This window comes from Pedobacter sp. V48, assembly GCF_000523515.1.
Classification (GTDB): Bacteria; Bacteroidota; Bacteroidia; order Sphingobacteriales; family Sphingobacteriaceae; genus Pedobacter.
Map to the genome: position 1 here is coordinate 90157 of NZ_AWRU01000030.1, position 16589 is coordinate 106745.

Annotated in this window: 11 protein-coding genes and 1 tRNA gene; 10 read left to right on the top strand and 2 right to left on the bottom strand. The window is 39.5% G+C overall.

What is annotated here, in order from left to right:
* Position 1 precedes the first annotated feature (1 nt).
* The 8 genes from N824_RS20435 to N824_RS20470 all read left to right on the top strand — a co-directional run bounded on the left by N824_RS20435 (position 2) and on the right by N824_RS20470 (position 11447).
* The gene (locus N824_RS20435; protein ID WP_048907003.1) at positions 2–1510 is read left to right on the top strand and encodes a RagB/SusD family nutrient uptake outer membrane protein; all 1509 of its coding nucleotides are present in this window, start codon (positions 2–4) and stop codon (positions 1508–1510) included.
* A 151-nt stretch (positions 1511–1661) separates the two neighbouring features.
* Positions 1662–2924, top strand: a complete 1263-nt coding sequence (locus N824_RS20440; RefSeq protein ID WP_200869919.1) for a hypothetical protein — start codon at positions 1662–1664, stop codon at positions 2922–2924.
* A gap of 59 nt (positions 2925–2983) precedes the next feature.
* On the top strand, positions 2984–3538 hold the full coding sequence (locus N824_RS20445) for an RNA polymerase sigma factor (protein WP_048907004.1): 555 nt from the start codon (positions 2984–2986) through the stop codon (positions 3536–3538).
* A gap of 105 nt (positions 3539–3643) precedes the next feature.
* The gene (locus N824_RS20450; RefSeq protein ID WP_048907005.1) at positions 3644–4636 is read left to right on the top strand and encodes a FecR family protein; all 993 of its coding nucleotides are present in this window, start codon (positions 3644–3646) and stop codon (positions 4634–4636) included.
* Between the two features lie 50 nt (positions 4637–4686).
* Entirely contained in the window at positions 4687–7977 is a 3291-nt protein-coding gene (locus tag N824_RS20455; protein WP_048907006.1) for a TonB-dependent receptor, read from the top strand.
* A gap of 17 nt (positions 7978–7994) precedes the next feature.
* The gene (locus N824_RS20460; protein WP_048907007.1) at positions 7995–9743 is read left to right on the top strand and encodes a RagB/SusD family nutrient uptake outer membrane protein; all 1749 of its coding nucleotides are present in this window, start codon (positions 7995–7997) and stop codon (positions 9741–9743) included.
* Between the two features lie 17 nt (positions 9744–9760).
* Positions 9761–10555, top strand: a complete 795-nt coding sequence (locus N824_RS20465; RefSeq protein ID WP_052334234.1) for an endonuclease/exonuclease/phosphatase family protein — start codon at positions 9761–9763, stop codon at positions 10553–10555.
* Positions 10556–10652: 97 nt separating this feature from the next.
* On the top strand, positions 10653–11447 hold the full coding sequence (locus N824_RS20470) for an SDR family NAD(P)-dependent oxidoreductase (RefSeq protein ID WP_048907008.1): 795 nt from the start codon (positions 10653–10655) through the stop codon (positions 11445–11447).
* 18 nt (positions 11448–11465) lie between these two features.
* On the opposite strand, the gene N824_RS20475 is transcribed toward N824_RS20470, so the two are convergent.
* Positions 11466–12872 carry a sialate O-acetylesterase gene (locus N824_RS20475; RefSeq protein WP_048907009.1) on the bottom strand — a complete coding sequence of 469 codons (1407 nt, stop codon included), beginning with the start codon at positions 12870–12872 and terminating at the stop codon, positions 11466–11468.
* A 1448-nt stretch (positions 12873–14320) separates the two neighbouring features.
* A tRNA-Arg gene (locus N824_RS20480) sits at positions 14321–14392 on the bottom strand.
* A 212-nt stretch (positions 14393–14604) separates the two neighbouring features.
* Between N824_RS20480 and N824_RS20485 the strand changes: the two genes are divergently transcribed.
* Entirely contained in the window at positions 14605–15531 is a 927-nt protein-coding gene (locus N824_RS20485; protein WP_152542419.1) for a hypothetical protein, read from the top strand.
* A gap of 96 nt (positions 15532–15627) precedes the next feature.
* A complete protein-coding gene (locus N824_RS20490; protein WP_048907011.1) occupies positions 15628–16575 on the top strand; it encodes an EamA family transporter in 948 nt (315 codons plus the stop codon).
* Positions 16576–16589: the final 14 nt, after the last annotated feature.

Below are 16589 nucleotides of genomic sequence, written 5' to 3' on the forward strand. Positions count from 1 at the left end.
CATGAAAAATAGATATATAACGGCCTTAGTAATTACTGCATTATCAATTGCAGGCTGTACAAAACTTGATGAAACACTTAATGGCGAGATCAATGACAGTGGCGTAAGCTCTGGCAATGTTGCTGCTGTATTAAATGCAAGTTATAATGCAATGAGGGCCCCCTTCCAGGGACCATACGGATGGTGGGCACTGCAGGAGTTCCCTACCGATGAGGCCATTGTTCCAACCCGCGGTGGAGACTGGGACGACAACGGTGCATGGAGAGCGCTCCATTTGCACAAATGGGCACCAGATCATACCCGTATTCATAGTGTATTCAGAGATCTGGGTAGTGCAAGTTATGTAGCTACCAGCGTACTTCAATTCAATCCTAGTCCACAACAAGCGGCAGAAGCCAGATTCATTCGCGCATTTTCAGAATTTGCTGTTCTGGATGGTTGGGGCCAGGTACCGTATAGAGAACCGGGCGAAGATGTTACGCAACCTTCAAGAGTAAGAAATGCTGCCGATGAGATCAATTACCTGATTACGGAGATTACGGCAATTATTCCTAATTTACCAGATGGTCCTACAACAAGTGCCAACAAAAATGCCGCACGTATGCTGCTCATGAAATGTTATTTGAATAAAGGAGCATTCTTAAACCGTATAGCGCCAACATTTGATGCAGCAGATATGGCAAAAGTAATCAGCCTGGCCGATGAAATTATTGGCACCAACAAATATGTATTGGCCACAAATTACTTTGACAATTTTGCACCTTCAAACGACGCATCAAAGGAGAATGTTTTTACCGGACGTAATGTTGGAGGATCGGATGCTGGCGGCCTGAATGCAATGTGGGTTGCCCCTTTACACTACAACCAAAATCCAAGTGGCAATAATGGTTTTTGTACCTTATCCGATTTTTACAACAAGTTTGAAAGTGTAGATTCCAGAAGAGGCGCAGCCTATCCGGGAGTAACAAACGTATCCGGAGTAAGAGTTGGCTTCCTTGTTGGGCAGCAAGTAAACCAGAATGGAGTTGTCATAAAAGATAGAAGAGGCAATAATTTAATATTCACACCGGAGGTTAACATCATTGAAAGAGACAAAGACAGATTAGAAGTTGCGGGCATACGCGTAATCAAGTATCCTATCGACTATACCAATTCAGCTACAGGAATACCTGAAAATGACTGGGTGTATTATCGCTATTCAGATGTTTTACTGATGAAGGCCGAAGCGCTATTAAGAACTCAACAGCCTGCGCTTGCTTTAGCATTAGTTAATCAGATAAGGGTAGTGAGAAAGGCAACCATATGGACTGCAGTAACACTTGATCAGTTGCTAGATGAAAGAGGACGTGAGTTTTTCTGGGAAGGAGTAAGAAGACAAGACCTTATTCGTTTTGGAAAATACCTTACCCCATGGCAAGAAAAACCAACTGACGACCCTAAATACCTGGTTTTCCCAATACCTTCAAATCAATTGGCAAATCCAAATTATACACAGAACCCTGGCTACTAAACCTTGTTAAAATTAGCCCTGGTATTAAAAGGCAGGGCTAATTTTACAAAACCAACTGCGTATCAATTACTTTACACGCTATCATGATCATTTCATCCGTATACTGTTTAAGTTTGATAAACAACCACTTATAAAACCTAATATTGATTATATGAATCCCAAGTTTTTAAAGTCAACTTTATTAATGCTGACTTTTATTTGCCTCATTAATTCTGTTATAGCTGGCATACACACTGCAGCAACTGCTTCTCCACAAAAAACGGATTACAAGTTTAAAGGCAAGATCTCAAGAAAAGTATTGGAAAACTATTTAGATCGTTCAATAACAATGCAAAGGATGCTTACCGGAGAAGGCAATTTTGACGATAACTTAAGGATGATTAAAAATATTGGCGTCAAGTTTATCGGTCGCGCAGTTTGCCAATGGGGAGGAGAAGCTGATCTTTTAAAGAACTTTGAACAGGAAAAACAACTGGCGGCCAAGGTACATCAGGTAGATCCGGATATCATTTTACAAGCTTGTATCTTTGAAATCGTTACCCCTGAAATTGAAAAAGTTCCTGTACCGGAATGGGCATTTAAAGCACTCAGCCTTCCGGTTGAAAAACGAAACTTCCGCTATTCAGATATACTTTATGCAGACGGAAGAATGAATAAACATTGGGGAAATTCGGGCGTGCCCGACATCAGCAGATCTGAAACAAAACTAATCTTCTATTTTCTTGCCGCTTCATATATTGATGCAGGCATAGAAGGTATACACTTTGGCCAGGTTGAGTTAATGAATAAAAATGATAAGAACCTTGATCACTATGCGCAGGTATTAGATCTTATCAGAGGTTATGCAGCTAAGCATGCAAGAAGAAAGATGCTGGTATGCGACTCACATGTTCCAAGTGGTGGCTTTGTACGCGAAGGCAAATTGCTTATGGACTTTCATTCTTTCCCTTTAAGGATTCTGGAAACACCTGAAAAACCGGAAGAAGCAATTCTTAAAGTTGGGCATTCTGACGCTCTTTTTAACCGCAGCAAAGGCGGAATAACTCCAAGTGGCTGGACATGCGAACACCTACCCTACTTGGCAGAGCTGGATAACTTTGGTGCAAGTAAGTCGCCGGGCAAGCCTGTTGGCGATATTTATGTTTGGGGATATGATGAAATCAGTTGGTTTGCAAAGCAAAATGACCAGTATCGTCGAGATTGGTTGCGCTATGCTTATAATTGGCTTGCAAAAGCTGACCCAAATGGATTTCTTGAAATGCCGGGAAGCAGGCAAACCACAAAACTCACCAATAAGAAATGGTATGATGCCAATAACCGCAGTGCCGCCGTGCCTAATGGACATGGTGATGAGGATACAATCAGAGATATTTGGGCCAAAGGCAGAACCAGCGCAGACTTAACAAAAAATTAATCTCTTTATATATTTTCTGCAACACTATTTGTTTCTTTTTGCAGATCAAAATGATGTAGATGTACCCGAAAGATGATCATGCTCTCCTTATTGATCTAATAGCAGGTAGTGATAAAGCTTTTTCGAACGTTTATTCCACTTACCATCGTCAAGCTTATACTTATTTATTCAAGCGTACCGGATCTGTAACATTCGCTGAAGAGCTGGCTCAGTTGAGCTTTATTAAACTTTGGAAAAATGCATCTGCATTAAACCCAAATATAGCCCTAAATGTACAGCTATTCAGAATTTGCAGAACAGTAATGATTGATGAAATCAGACGGTTAGCAGTACGCAAAAGCACAGAAATGGGTTACCTTGATGTGGTTGGAGAACCTTCTGCAACCAATGATGCCCTGGTAAAACAGCTTAATGACGACATCCATTCTGCAATTTCGGCATTACCTCCGGCAAGGAAAAAGGTCTTCCAGCTAAGCCGGATTGAAGGATATTCCCATAAAGAAATTGCACAAATGATGTCCATCTCTACCAGCACCGTAGAAGACCATATCGGAAAAGCCCTAAAGCTCCTTAGGAGAAAATTAAGAGATAATGTTTTCTTTTTTTTCCTATAACACGCTTCGACCCTCATGTTACCAAAATATTAACAACATTAAATTTATGTAAAGAGCAGGGGCAAAGCATTTTGGCTACGTATTAGTATTATAAATGCGATCAAAATGGACAAGCAACTGCTTCAAAAATTCCTCAATCAACAATGCAGCCCTTCTGAGGCAGAATATATACACAATTGTCTTAAGAATGATCCGGACTTATTAGAACGTTTGCTGCCGGAAGAAGAATGGATAGAAGCCGGGTGTGTTAAAATATTATGGTGGCAGCAATTCAATTGGACAGCCGTTGCTGCCGTACTGGCCTACGCTGTTCTAACAATACTTACAGTGAAATACCTTGTTCCAGAAGGGAATAAACAGCAACTATCTTATCAACAACCCGCGCCTCAAAATAAGCAGATTACAATACACAATTCCGGTTCAACGGCACAGGTAATTAATTTGAAAGATGGCTCTGTTGTTAAACTGAGTCCGAATAGCACCCTTCAATACCAACAACCATTTCCCCCAAGCCAACGAAATCTGATGCTACAAGGCGAAGCCACGTTTGATGTAGCCCATGATAGCACTCGTCCATTTACAGTTACAGGCGAAGGCATTAATACCACAGCCTTAGGAACCTCCTTCCGTGTAAGAGCCTTTAAAGGAACTAGCGTAGAGGTGCGCCTCTTTAAAGGAAAAATAAAGATAGAAAGAGCAACCGGGGCATCAAAAGAACCATTCAACCAGATTATACTTTATCCTGGCCAGCAGTTCCGTTACGCTGCCGGGAAAGTAAAAATCAGTCAGTTTGAGCAAGGCTTAAGACAACAAATGCAAATTAAAAAACCTAAACCATCTGTAATTGAAAACCCTACTCCTATGGTTGGTGGTATACTTGAATTTGATAAAACGCCATTAACACAAGTTTGCTCAGAACTCTCGGAGCGCTATAACCGACCTATAAATTGCGATAAAGTTCAAAAGCCAATCCTTTTAACCGGGCAATTCAATGGAACAGACAAGCTGAAAGAAATACTGAATAAAATCGCATTGCTAAACAACTTGACAATAACTGAGCTTCCTGATAGCTCTTATCAAATTACAGAAGAAAAATAAGAAATCATCATTTAATAATAAATCACAATCTACTTTAAACAACCAAAATCATGCAGTTAAAAATTACTCTTTTTTTAAAACGCTTTAGCAGGAGGCTCCTATTACTTCTGCTAGGGCTCAGTATCACCTCTCTGGGTCTTGCCCAGGTAAATACGGGTGGCAAGGTAACCGGTTCAATTAACGACGAAAAGGGCCTCCCACTTGTTGGTGTTTCTGTTATGGCTGTTAACGAGTCTACTCAGCTAAAAAAAACCACATCCAGTGATAGTAAAGGTTTATTCACCTTTACCGATCTGCCTGCCGGCAAAGGATATTCATTTATAATCAGTTACGTTGGCTTTCGCACCCAGAACTTAAAGAATTATGAAATTAAAGCCGGCGAGCAAATTTCTTTAATTGTGAGAATGCTTGAAGATCAGAGCGACCTGAATGAGGTTGTAGTAGTTGGTTATGGCACGCAGAAAAAAGTGAACCTGACAGGCGCCGTAGCCACTGTAAACACCAAAACGCTTGAAGATCGTCCGATAGCCAACATAACCCAGGGCTTACAAGGAGCCGTTCCTAATTTAAATATCTCCTTTGGAGACGGCAGACCAGGATCAGATGGAAAGATTAATGTACGTGGTTTTACCTCTATTAACAGTGGTGGTAGTGGCGGTAGTCCACTCGTATTGGTTGATGGTGTTCCCGGTTCAATAAACAACCTGAACCCTAAAGACGTAGCGAGCATCTCCGTACTAAAAGATGCCTCGTCAGCCGCTATATATGGTGCCCGTGCCGCTTTCGGTGTAGTTCTGGTAACCACTAAAAACGGGAAGAAAGGCAGAACTACAATCAGTTACAGCAATAATTTTGGTTTTACAGCCCCAACAACAAGTACCGATTTTATGACCGATGCTTATGATGCTGCAAAAATGAACGATGAGGCCTTTATCCGTGCAGTAGGAAATTCATATACAGGTTATACGGACGAGGATTATGCATACCTGTTAAGACGCAAAACCGACAAAAGCCTTCCTGATTACATTATTGACAACAGAAAAGGTAAAGACCAGTATGTTTATTATGGCGATACTGATTGGTGGCATACCATATTCCGCGATAGGCAGACTAGTATGGATCATACCCTATCTGTGTCTGGCGGAAGTGAAAAAACTGATTTTCTGTTTTCCGGACGTATGTATCAGAAAAACGGAATGATGCAGATAAATCAGGACAAGTACAAATCCTACAACTTGCGCGCTAAAATAAATACCAAAGTAAATAAGTGGTTAACCATTGGCAATAACCTACAGTTCAATGCGTCCAACTATAATTACCCGGGATGGGGTGTAAATGCCAATTTTGTTTCAGTATCCGTACACGCATTACCCTCCTATTTGCCAATGAATCCAGACGGCACAGCAACCTATCGTACAGAACTGAACAACTACACTATTGGCGATGGTCTTTTTGCAGATTTGCTACATGGTAAATCCAAAGGAAATGAAAAAGAATATGAATTTATCAACTTATTTAACGTAAACGCTCATTTGGCCGAAGGGTTGGAACTAAAAGGTAACTATACCTATTCCTTTAAGCCATCAAGCAATTGGGCGCGCAGGGCACAAGCCCCATGGTCAATATATCCCGGAGTGATCAGTCAGTTTGGCTTTGATCAGTATTCCGAAACCAATTACACCAGGCAATCACACGTAGTGAATATTTTTGGAGACTATACCAAGACTTTAGGCAAACACACGTTCAAGGCATTACTTGGTTATAATCAGGAATTAAATACTTACAAAAGAGTGTTTGCACAAAGAAACGACCTGATATCACAAGACCTAAATGATCTCGATCTCGGATCAGGTGATGTTCTTGCCAATGGAAATGCCAACGAATATGCATTGCTAGGAGGATTCTTTAGGGTAAATTATGATTACGAAGGCCGATATCTTTTAGAAATAAATGGACGTTATGATGGCACCTCTAAATTTCCTCCCGGAAGTCGCTTTGGATTTTTCCCGTCTGTTTCTGCAGGATGGCGCGTCAGCCAGGAGAAATTCTTTCCCCTAAAAGGTATTGTTGACGAGCTTAAATTCAGAGGTTCCTATGGTTCGCTCGGCAATCAGCAAGAAGCGGCAGAATATGGCTATATTCCACTTTTATCCCGTGGAACTATAGACTACATAACTGATGGAAAAAAGACTGAATATTTATCCTCTCCAACTCCTATCTCTCCAAACCTAACATGGGAAAGAGCGACTTCTGCAAACTTTGGAGTAGATGCAGGATTTCTGGATAATCGTTTAACCGCGACATTTGACTACTATATTCGAAATACATTCGACATGTTAACAGCAGGCAGAACTGTATCCTCGGTTTTCGGTGCTGCTTCACCAAAACAAAATGCAGCAGATTTGCAGAGCAAGGGATGGGAATTAGCCCTAAACTGGACGCAGAACGGCTCATTGGCCGGAAAACCATTTAACTGGAATCTTGGCTTTGGCATATCGGATTATACTGCCGAGATCACCAGATTTGACAATCCAAACAACCTGCTAAACACCTACTATGTAGGGCAACAAATAGGCGAGATATGGGGTTATCGGGTAGGGGGTTTCTTCCAAACAGATGCAGAAGCACAGGCTTATAAAGTAAATCAGGACTATGTAAATCAACAACGCTTAAAAGCACCCGGAAACTGGGCTAAACTGTCTGCTGGTGATATAAAATTTCTTGACATTAACGGCGACGGGGTTGTAAACAACGGAAAAAACACATTAGCAGATCATGGAGATATGGAAGTGATAGGAAATTCCCTCCCTCGTTATTCTTATGGTATTAATGCAGGCTTCAATTGGGGGAACTTTGATCTTTCAGCTATGTTCCAGGGGATCGGCAAACAGCAATGGTATCCTGGAAACAATGCCGATAAATTCTGGGGGCCTTTCTCTCGTCCATATTACTCTTTCGTAGATAAAGACTTCCTAAGTGACGTATGGACTCCCGAAAACCCAAATGCTTATTTCCCAAAATTGAGAGGTTATGAAGCATTAAATGACAGAGGAGAGTTAAATGTTAAAAACGACAGGTATTTACAGGATCTGGCATACATCAGATTAAAAAACCTAACAATAGGATTTAGCCTTCCCGAAACTGCATTAAAAAGGATAAAACTGTCAAAAGTAAGGGTGTATTTAAGTGGAGAGAACCTGTTTACTTTCACCAAACTGCGCTCAAACTATATTGACCCTGAGCAAGCAGCCGGCGATTATAACAATTCTACTGCAGATCCAAACGCAAGGGTATATCCTTTCAGTAAACTTTACTCTTTCGGTTTAGATGTATCCTTTTAACTATTAACTATACTAAGATGAAAAATATAAAAATATCAATAATTGCCCTTTGCATCCTTTTTACGGCATGTAAAAAGGACTTTCTTGACAGGCAACCTTTGGCTCAAATTTCACCTGATGCTTTTTTCAGAACAGAAAGCGACCTAAAACTTTATACCAATTCCTTTTATACTGTTATTCCTTCTGCCGAAGGCATCTACAACGAGGCTGTAGATAATGTTGTAAAGTCCGATCTTGGAGAGCTGATTACAGGAAACCGTACAGTACCTATTTCAGGAGGTGGCTGGACATGGACTGAGCTGAGAAAGATCAACTATTTTCTGGAAAATTACGACAACATTATGCCTGCAGAAGCTGGTAAAAAATACGCTGCTGTAGCAAGGTTTTTCAGGGCATACTTTTATTTCGACAAAGTTTCGAGGTTTGGTGATGTACCATGGTATTCAAAAACTATTGCATTTGAGGACGAAGAAGCCCTATCAAAAGCACGTACACCAAGAGCTCAGGTAATGGATTCAGTACTTGCCGATCTGGATTTTGCTATAGCCAATGCTGATGAGGGTAAGAATGTAGAACGGGTAACTAAATGGACTGCATTAGCTTTAAAATCTAGAATATGTCTTTTTGAAGGTACATTCAGGAAATATCACCCAGAATTTAAACTAGCCGACGCAGAGCGTTTTCTACGTGAATCAGTTTCGGCTTCAGATCAATTAATGACTAAAGGTCCGTATAGCATATACAAATCAACTCCCGAAAAATCTTATCTCGATCTTTTTGCCTCAAAAGCTGCAATAGATCAGGAAGTTATTCTAACCAGACGTTTTAGTAACGGCTTACAGGTTTGGCATAACTTAAATTATTATACCATTACAGCATCATATGGCAGGCCAGGGTTAAACAAAAGTCTCGTGAACACCTATCTAATGAAAGACGGCAGCAGATTTACCGATAAGCCCGAGTTTAATAAGATCCAGTTCTACGAAGAAGTACAAAATCGTGATCCGCGCTTAGCACAAACCATCCGCACGCCCGGTTACACACGTATAGGAAATACCAAGATTTTAGTGCCCGAGTTTAATGCATCAACTACCGGTTACCAGGTTATAAAATATGTAACCAGCGAAGCAAATGACTCATTCAATAAATCTGATAATGATATGCCTATTTTTAGAATGGCAGAGGTATTGTTAAATTTCGCTGAAGCCAAAGCTGAACTGGGAGAAACAACACAACCCGATATTGACAGATCAATTAAGCTATTACGCGATAGAGTTGCAATGCCCAATTTAAATATTGTTGCTGCAAATGCTAACCCTGATGCTTATCTTGCTGCACAGTATCAAAATGTAAATGGAGGAAACAAAGGTTTGATTTTGGAAATCAGACGTGAGCGCAGAATTGAATTGGTAATGGAAAGCCTGCGTTGGAATGATCTGATGAGATGGAAAGAAGGACACTTAAACGCAGAACCGTATAAAGGCATGTATTTCCCAGGACTTGGCAAATATGACCTGGATAAAAACGGGACAACAGACGTGGAAATTTATACTGGCGACAAACCCACTGGACCCGGAATACAGTTCTTGAAACTAGGAAGTGAGATCATCCTTGAAAACAACACTAGTGGCGGTAACGTATTGGTTAATCCGGGAACGCCCAAAACTTTCCGTGAAGACAGAGACTATCTATTTCCAATTCCAATACAAGAGCTTCAGTTGAATGAGAATCTGGTACAAAACCCTAATTGGGAAGGCAGAAATTAATTTATAATAACACATATATGAAAACATATCTTAAACATCTGGTGGTAATTTTAGTCTTAAGTACCTGTAGTTTGCTTGCTATGGCAAATAGCACAAATACAGACTCTTTAAAAGTAATGACTTATAACATTCATCATGCAAACCCTCCTGCTCAGGAAGGCGTAATTGATCTTCAGGCAATAGCCGATGTCATCAAAAGTCAGTCGCCAGATCTTGTAGCTTTGCAGGAACTGGATGTATTAACTCCGCGAAGCGGTAATGTAGATCAGGTAAAAAAACTAGCAGAATTAACAGGAATGTATAGTTTCTTTTCAAAAGGAATAGATTACGACGGAGGTGAATACGGTGTTGCCATACTATCCAAATATAAAATCAACAAGTCTGAGCGTTTCCCACTTCCGTTTAAAGAAGGGCTAAAAGCAGAACAACGCTCATTGGCGATAGTAAATGTTACGTTGCCAAATGGGACTAAACTGGACTTTGCCTGCACCCACCTTGATCTGAAAGACGAGCATCGCTTATTGCAAGTTGCTGAGATCAACAAGGTGCTGGGGAATAGGAAAACAGAGGTAATTCTAGCCGGAGATCTTAACCTTACCGCTACTACTCCTGCCATGGCTATTTTGGAGAAACATTTTACCCGCAGCTGCGAACAGAACTGCGCTCCAACCATCCCGGATGTAAATCCAAATAAAGAAATTGATTTTATTCTCTTAAAAAAGGGAAGTAACCTTAAGGTTGCCTCTCATCAGGTTATAAATGATATTCATGCTTCAGATCACCTTCCTTTGGTAGTTACTTACTCCAAATAAGTTTAATTAAGCGCGTACCTGCAAGTGCAGATACGCGCTTAATTATCTCCTACTTCTATCTTCATAACGTATATTTGTTTTAACTTAAATTTAGATTATGGATTTAAAACTTCAGGGTAAAGTCGCTTTTATTAGTGGTTCTACAGCAGGAATTGGATTTGCAATTGCACACAGCTTATTAAAAGAAGGCGTAAAAGTGATTATAAACGGTCGTGCTGAACGAGGTGGTGCAGATGGCGTTGAAAAATTGAAGAGCCTTGTAAAAGGTGCAGATGTTTCTGGACTGGCTGCCGATTTCGGAAATGCGGAAGAAGTAAATACATTAATCAAAAGCCTTCCCGATATTGATATACTCATTAACAATGCAGGTATTTTTGAACCAAAACCCTTTGAAGAAATACCGGATGAGGATTGGTTCAGGTTTTTTGAAGTAAACGTTATGAGTGGTATCAGGCTGTCCCGTCATCTATTTCCCAAAATGCTAAAGAAAAACTGGGGCCGGATTATATTTATTTCAAGCGAATCCGCAGTTTTTATTCCGGATGAAATGATCCACTACGGGATGACCAAAACAGCGCAGTTAGCCATTAGCAGAGGTCTTGCAGAGCTTAGCAAGAACACTGGAGTAACGGTAAACAGCATTCTTCCTGGTCCAACTAAATCTCAGGGTGTAGGTACTTTTATTGAAGATTTAGCAAAAGCAGGAAACATTTCGGTTGCCGAAGTAGAAGTCGATTTCTTTAAGAACATGCGTCCAACCTCTTTGTTGCAGAGGTTTCTTTCGGTTGATGAAATTGCCAATACCGTTACCTACTATTCAAGTCCATTAGCATCTGGTACAAATGGAGCTGCAATTCGGGTTGAAGGTGGATTGGTAAGGTCGATCTTATAAAGAAAAAGCTGTCAAATATTACTTTATCTTACTGGTATCAAGCTCCCAATCATCTGTTCTAAAAGGTGCTACAGGCAACCCAGCCTTACTAAAGAGGTTACCCAGCCCTGCATTACTAAATTGGTAGCGAACAGCAACAGGTGTTTTTACCTGCTTGTTTGAAACAAAGATTTTGTTCCCTTTTATTTTAACCGTTGCAGGGTAAAATACCTTATCGGCGCCAGCTATAAAAATCTCCTTTGGTTTGTCGCCCTTCAGTAATAATCCTGTTTCGGCGTAATCAAAATCAATCTCTGCATTACTTCCACTCACATTTAAAGATTTAAAAATTGGGCTTTTATAAGCTCCTTTTTTTAAACCGTAGGTTTCAGCTAAAGCCAAATTAGCCAGGCGCAAACCTACATCCTTCTTATTGGTTGGATGGATGTTTAATGTATCGCTAACCAGATCAGAAACTACTACCATTCCTGTCTTTTCTGTAGCTAGGTTTTTCGTTTGTGCTTCCCTCAATAATGCGCCGATATTATAACTATCATATTTATAAGGAGCTATTTGTACATAATAAAATGGGAAATTGTTATTCCAGGCCTTGCGCCAGGCACTTATCATGGTATTCATTAATTCAGTATAGCTTGATGCAGTTGTGGTGTTACTTTCGCCCTGGTACCAGATAGCACCTGCTATGTTATAGTTAACGAGCGGGGCAATCATTGCATTGTAAGCATAACCCGGAGCGATAGGCCACCACGGAGCAGGCGTTTTTTTTGCTGCCGCTTCTTTTAAAACCGCATTACCTTCTACCAAATTTTCAGGTGTCCAGACTTCGGCAGGTGTACCACCCCAATTACTGCTGATCAGTCCTATCGGAACATTCAAATCCTTGTTCAGCTCTTTCCCAAAATAGTAACCTACAGCACTGAATGCCTTTAAGGTGTTGCTATCGCAAGCCACCCAGCCACCTTCAGTATTATCCTGAGGTGTTTTTGAAGTTACTTTAGGTATTTTGAATAGTTTGATATTTAGCTTACTAAGCTGAGAAAATTCTTCCTTAATGCTGGTAAGTCCATTATTATGGCTCCATTCCATGTTAGATTGTCCGCTGCACACCCACACTTCTCCTATAAATATATTTTCGAGTGTAATTTTATTTTCACCTTCAAGCACAACAGTATAAGGGCCACCTGCTTGTGGTGTTTGAATACTAATTTGCCAACTTGCATTTCCATCCGTTAGGACCTCAATGCTTTTATTGTCCCATGAAGTGGTAATTTTTATCTTTTCACCAGGCGAACCCCAGCCCCAAAGCTTAGTGGTTGATTTCTGCTGTAATACCATATTGCTACCTAATATATTTGGCAAACGGATATTTGCATATAGGGAAAAGGTCAAAAAAGAAAGGATCAGGAATAGTAAGGTTTTTTTCATTTGGTTATATTTACAATGCCTTTAATATATAAAATTATTTATAAAGTAAACTCCAAGGATCATTCAATTCAACCTGAGTATCTACAAAATCTTGATTTTTCGTTCAAATTTTTAATTATTATTACTAAAATTAATTATTTAGAAATTACTGTTCTTTAAATAGGGCTTTAGTATATTTGATAAAACTAAAAAGGTATGTAACAAGCTAATATTATAAATTTGCGAAATCTTCAAAATATTTGAGGCATTTAGCACTTAAGAATCTTGAGCCAGAAACCTAGGAAATTTCAAATAGCAGCAAGAGGATAAGTGAAGAGTGCTCGCGCAATAAGCGTGGGCTCTGCTTATTCGTTGCACGGTCTCCTAGGACCTCTGGCTCGGTAAGTGGGGCTTCGCGCTTTTTGCGTTTATCCCCTCCTATCAGATTCCATATAATATCAGCCATGATCATTAAATATGGAAGTACTCATAACAATACTTTACGCCCTAATTCTTTGCCCACCGGACCGAGCAAAGTCGTCATGAATTGGGGGTTTATACAATGCACACGCAATCATTACACATTGCCTACACAATTTTGAATTGTATAAGTCATGTCTAATAATTGTCTAAACACTAATTACTAACTCTTCCACTCTATCATAATAACACTAAAAAACGAATCAAATTATCGTAATGGCCGCGCTTTGCCCAAAAATTCATCCTTAAAAAACATGAAGAAATCAAAGAAAACACCCAAACCTACCTTTGTAATGGCTACATATGTTTAAATTTTAGTTATGCCCAGCTCAAAGAAAAATCACCGGAGGAAAGCCAGTTACAGCTCTACCAATATGGTTTTCCAGGTTTTAAGTCGGGACGCAAGTCAAGTTTCAAAATCAAAAAGAGCGTAAACAATAGCGGCAGAACCATCATCGTTCGTAACTACACAATTGAGCAACTCTTTGCCCTGGCTTATGGAGCGGGAACACCATTTAGCAAAGAACAGATCATTATAGATGTAAGAGAACCTAAAAAGCTTCAGGAAATCAGATGTTACAAGCTATTTGTACCGCAACAGGAAATTGATAGTTTCTACGCCATTATGCAGCAAAATTTGAAAATGGAATTTCCTTTTTACAAAATAACAATTGAGCGTACTGATAATGAAAAGTTTATGATTATAACAGACGCAGAATAGCATTGCTTTAGCCAGGGTTTAGTTATGCTTTGGTTCAGGTTTACTAAGTGCAAGTCTAGCATCTGGATAACACAGGAGTTAGACCTGGGTTTCGTATGTGTGTACACCAACAATACACCTATGAAACACCTATATAACACCTGTGAAACACCTGTTATTACTAAGCCTGGACCGAACCATTTATATGCCCTAATACAAGATGAGCCAGTAAGTATTATAATAAAATGAAAAACCGCCTAAATAAATAAAGACGGTTTTCTAAACTGTGTGTCCTCGAAGGGATTCGAACCCCCATCATCAGAACCGGAATCTGACATTCTATCCATTGAACTACGAAGACAAAGTCCGCAAATATATAAAATTGATTGAATACATTAACGCCTATTTCAGACATTAACGCATTATCTAACACGAAAAGCAATAATAACTATGATCATCAGAAAAATATAGCAATTACGCTTTAACTATTTAATACAAAACGATATATTTACCTTATCAAGTTCTGTGCGGATCAGAAAAATCAATACAACAACAAAGAATCAAACTAACCTAATGAAACTACATTTAACTCTATTGGTAATGATATGCCTTGCAATTGCAAGTTGCAGTAAGAAACCTGCTGAAAACCAACCTGACGACGATGTTAGTTTAGGCAATGACTCTTTGGTTAAAAGATTAAATCTAAAAATCACTGATAAACAAAACCTGATCGTTAAAGTATTGGTGTTTAAAGATAGTAAAGGCAGTTATGTAATTGCCGGAGCTAAGGACAAAAAATACTGGATCGGCTATTTCGATGGTTCCGGCAATCAATTAAAGGTTAAAACTTACACTGAAGACCCTACTGAAATCCCAACAGCCAGTGGAACCAAAGTTCAGGTAGGTTATAATTTTTATATCAGAATAAAAGAAGTAAATAAAGTTATTTACATCACCCGGCAAATGAGAGAAAGCCAGATAAACAATGCTGCTGATCCGTTCATCGAAGACTTCACTAAAATTGACATCAACAGCAGCGCAATTACGAATACCTACACCTCTGTAATACCTGGCAAAGATGAGCCTTTCACTTCTGAAATGTTGCCATGGACTAACAGCCTTACCGAGATCACAAAAAGCAAACTAGATGTTGCTGGTAAGATTGTAAGCTCTGTAAATTACATATACAACCAGCAAGGAACGCTGGCAGGGAGTTTCCCTTCTCCAAGAGACGTTAAATACGCTGAAAAGGCTCTTTCTGATTCTGAATATATTCTGGTAACCAGCGATTTTCATTTTATCTGTAAAAGACTGGCTGACAATTCTGTAAAATACGACATAGATCTTCTGGAAAAAATCGGAGAAATTAGAAGTGGTGTTATTAATGAAATAAAGATTAACAGCAGTTCAATTGAAATCGATTATTCGGTGGTTAATAAAGACGGTGTTAGCATTAATGTAAGAAACGAAATAAGATCCTCAACCGGAGAAGAGCTGTAAAGCCAATACAAGGCACCTTTGGTAATAGAATTGTTATATAATTTATTAAAGAATGATTTTCTCTTTGATAAATGTTCTATTTGTTAAAAAATAATTATGCCCTCCGTTCAAAAAAAATCTGCCCCATTTTTACTTGTTGTGTTGGCCTTTCTTATCGTTTACGCGGTATGGGGATCAACCTATTTTTTCATATCTAAAGCTGTAGCCGGCTTTCCACCATTCTTTTTAGGTGCATTTAGATTTATAATTGCGGGCACCCTCCTGCTGGGTTGGTGCATTTTTAGTGGTTTACCCGTATTTAATAAAAAGAATATATTTCATGCAGGTATAAGTGGTATACTAATGCTTGGCGTGGGTAATGGAATAGTGATATGGGTAGAACAATTTTTACCAAGTGGACTGGTTGCCATCATGGTTTCGTCAGCAGCAATCTGGTTTGTGATATTAGATAAGGGTAAATGGAAAGAAAACTTTAGCAACAAATTCACCGTTGCAGGTTTAATTATCGGCTTTTTAGGCGTAATTCTTTTATTCTGGGAACAGTTAACTGCAAGCTTTTCTGTACAACAAGATTCCAGAAATGTTCTGGGCATGATCCTGTTGATTATTGGCCCAATTGGCTGGGCCGGTGGATCGTTATATTCAAAATATCATCCCGCGCCCGATAGCCCTGCATCGGTTTCTACAGCATGGCAGATGCTAATCGCAGGAGTTTTATTTATACCGGGAAGTATAATTGCAGGAGAAATGAATGATTTTCAGTTTCAGAATGTTCCCGAATCTGCATGGTGGTCAATTGCCTATCTGATCATATTCGGATCAATAGTGGCATTTAGCGCCTATGTATGGCTACTACAGGTTCGCCCTGCAACACAAGTAAGCACTTATGCTTATGTAAACCCTGTGGTTGCGGTATTACTTGCTGTATTTTTTGCAAATGAGATCATAAGCATTATTCAGATAACTGGTTTAGTTGTTATTCTGGCCAGCGTTTTACTGATCAACTTGTCTAAATATAAAAAGTCGCCCGTTAAGGCGACTTAATTCATAAACTAAAA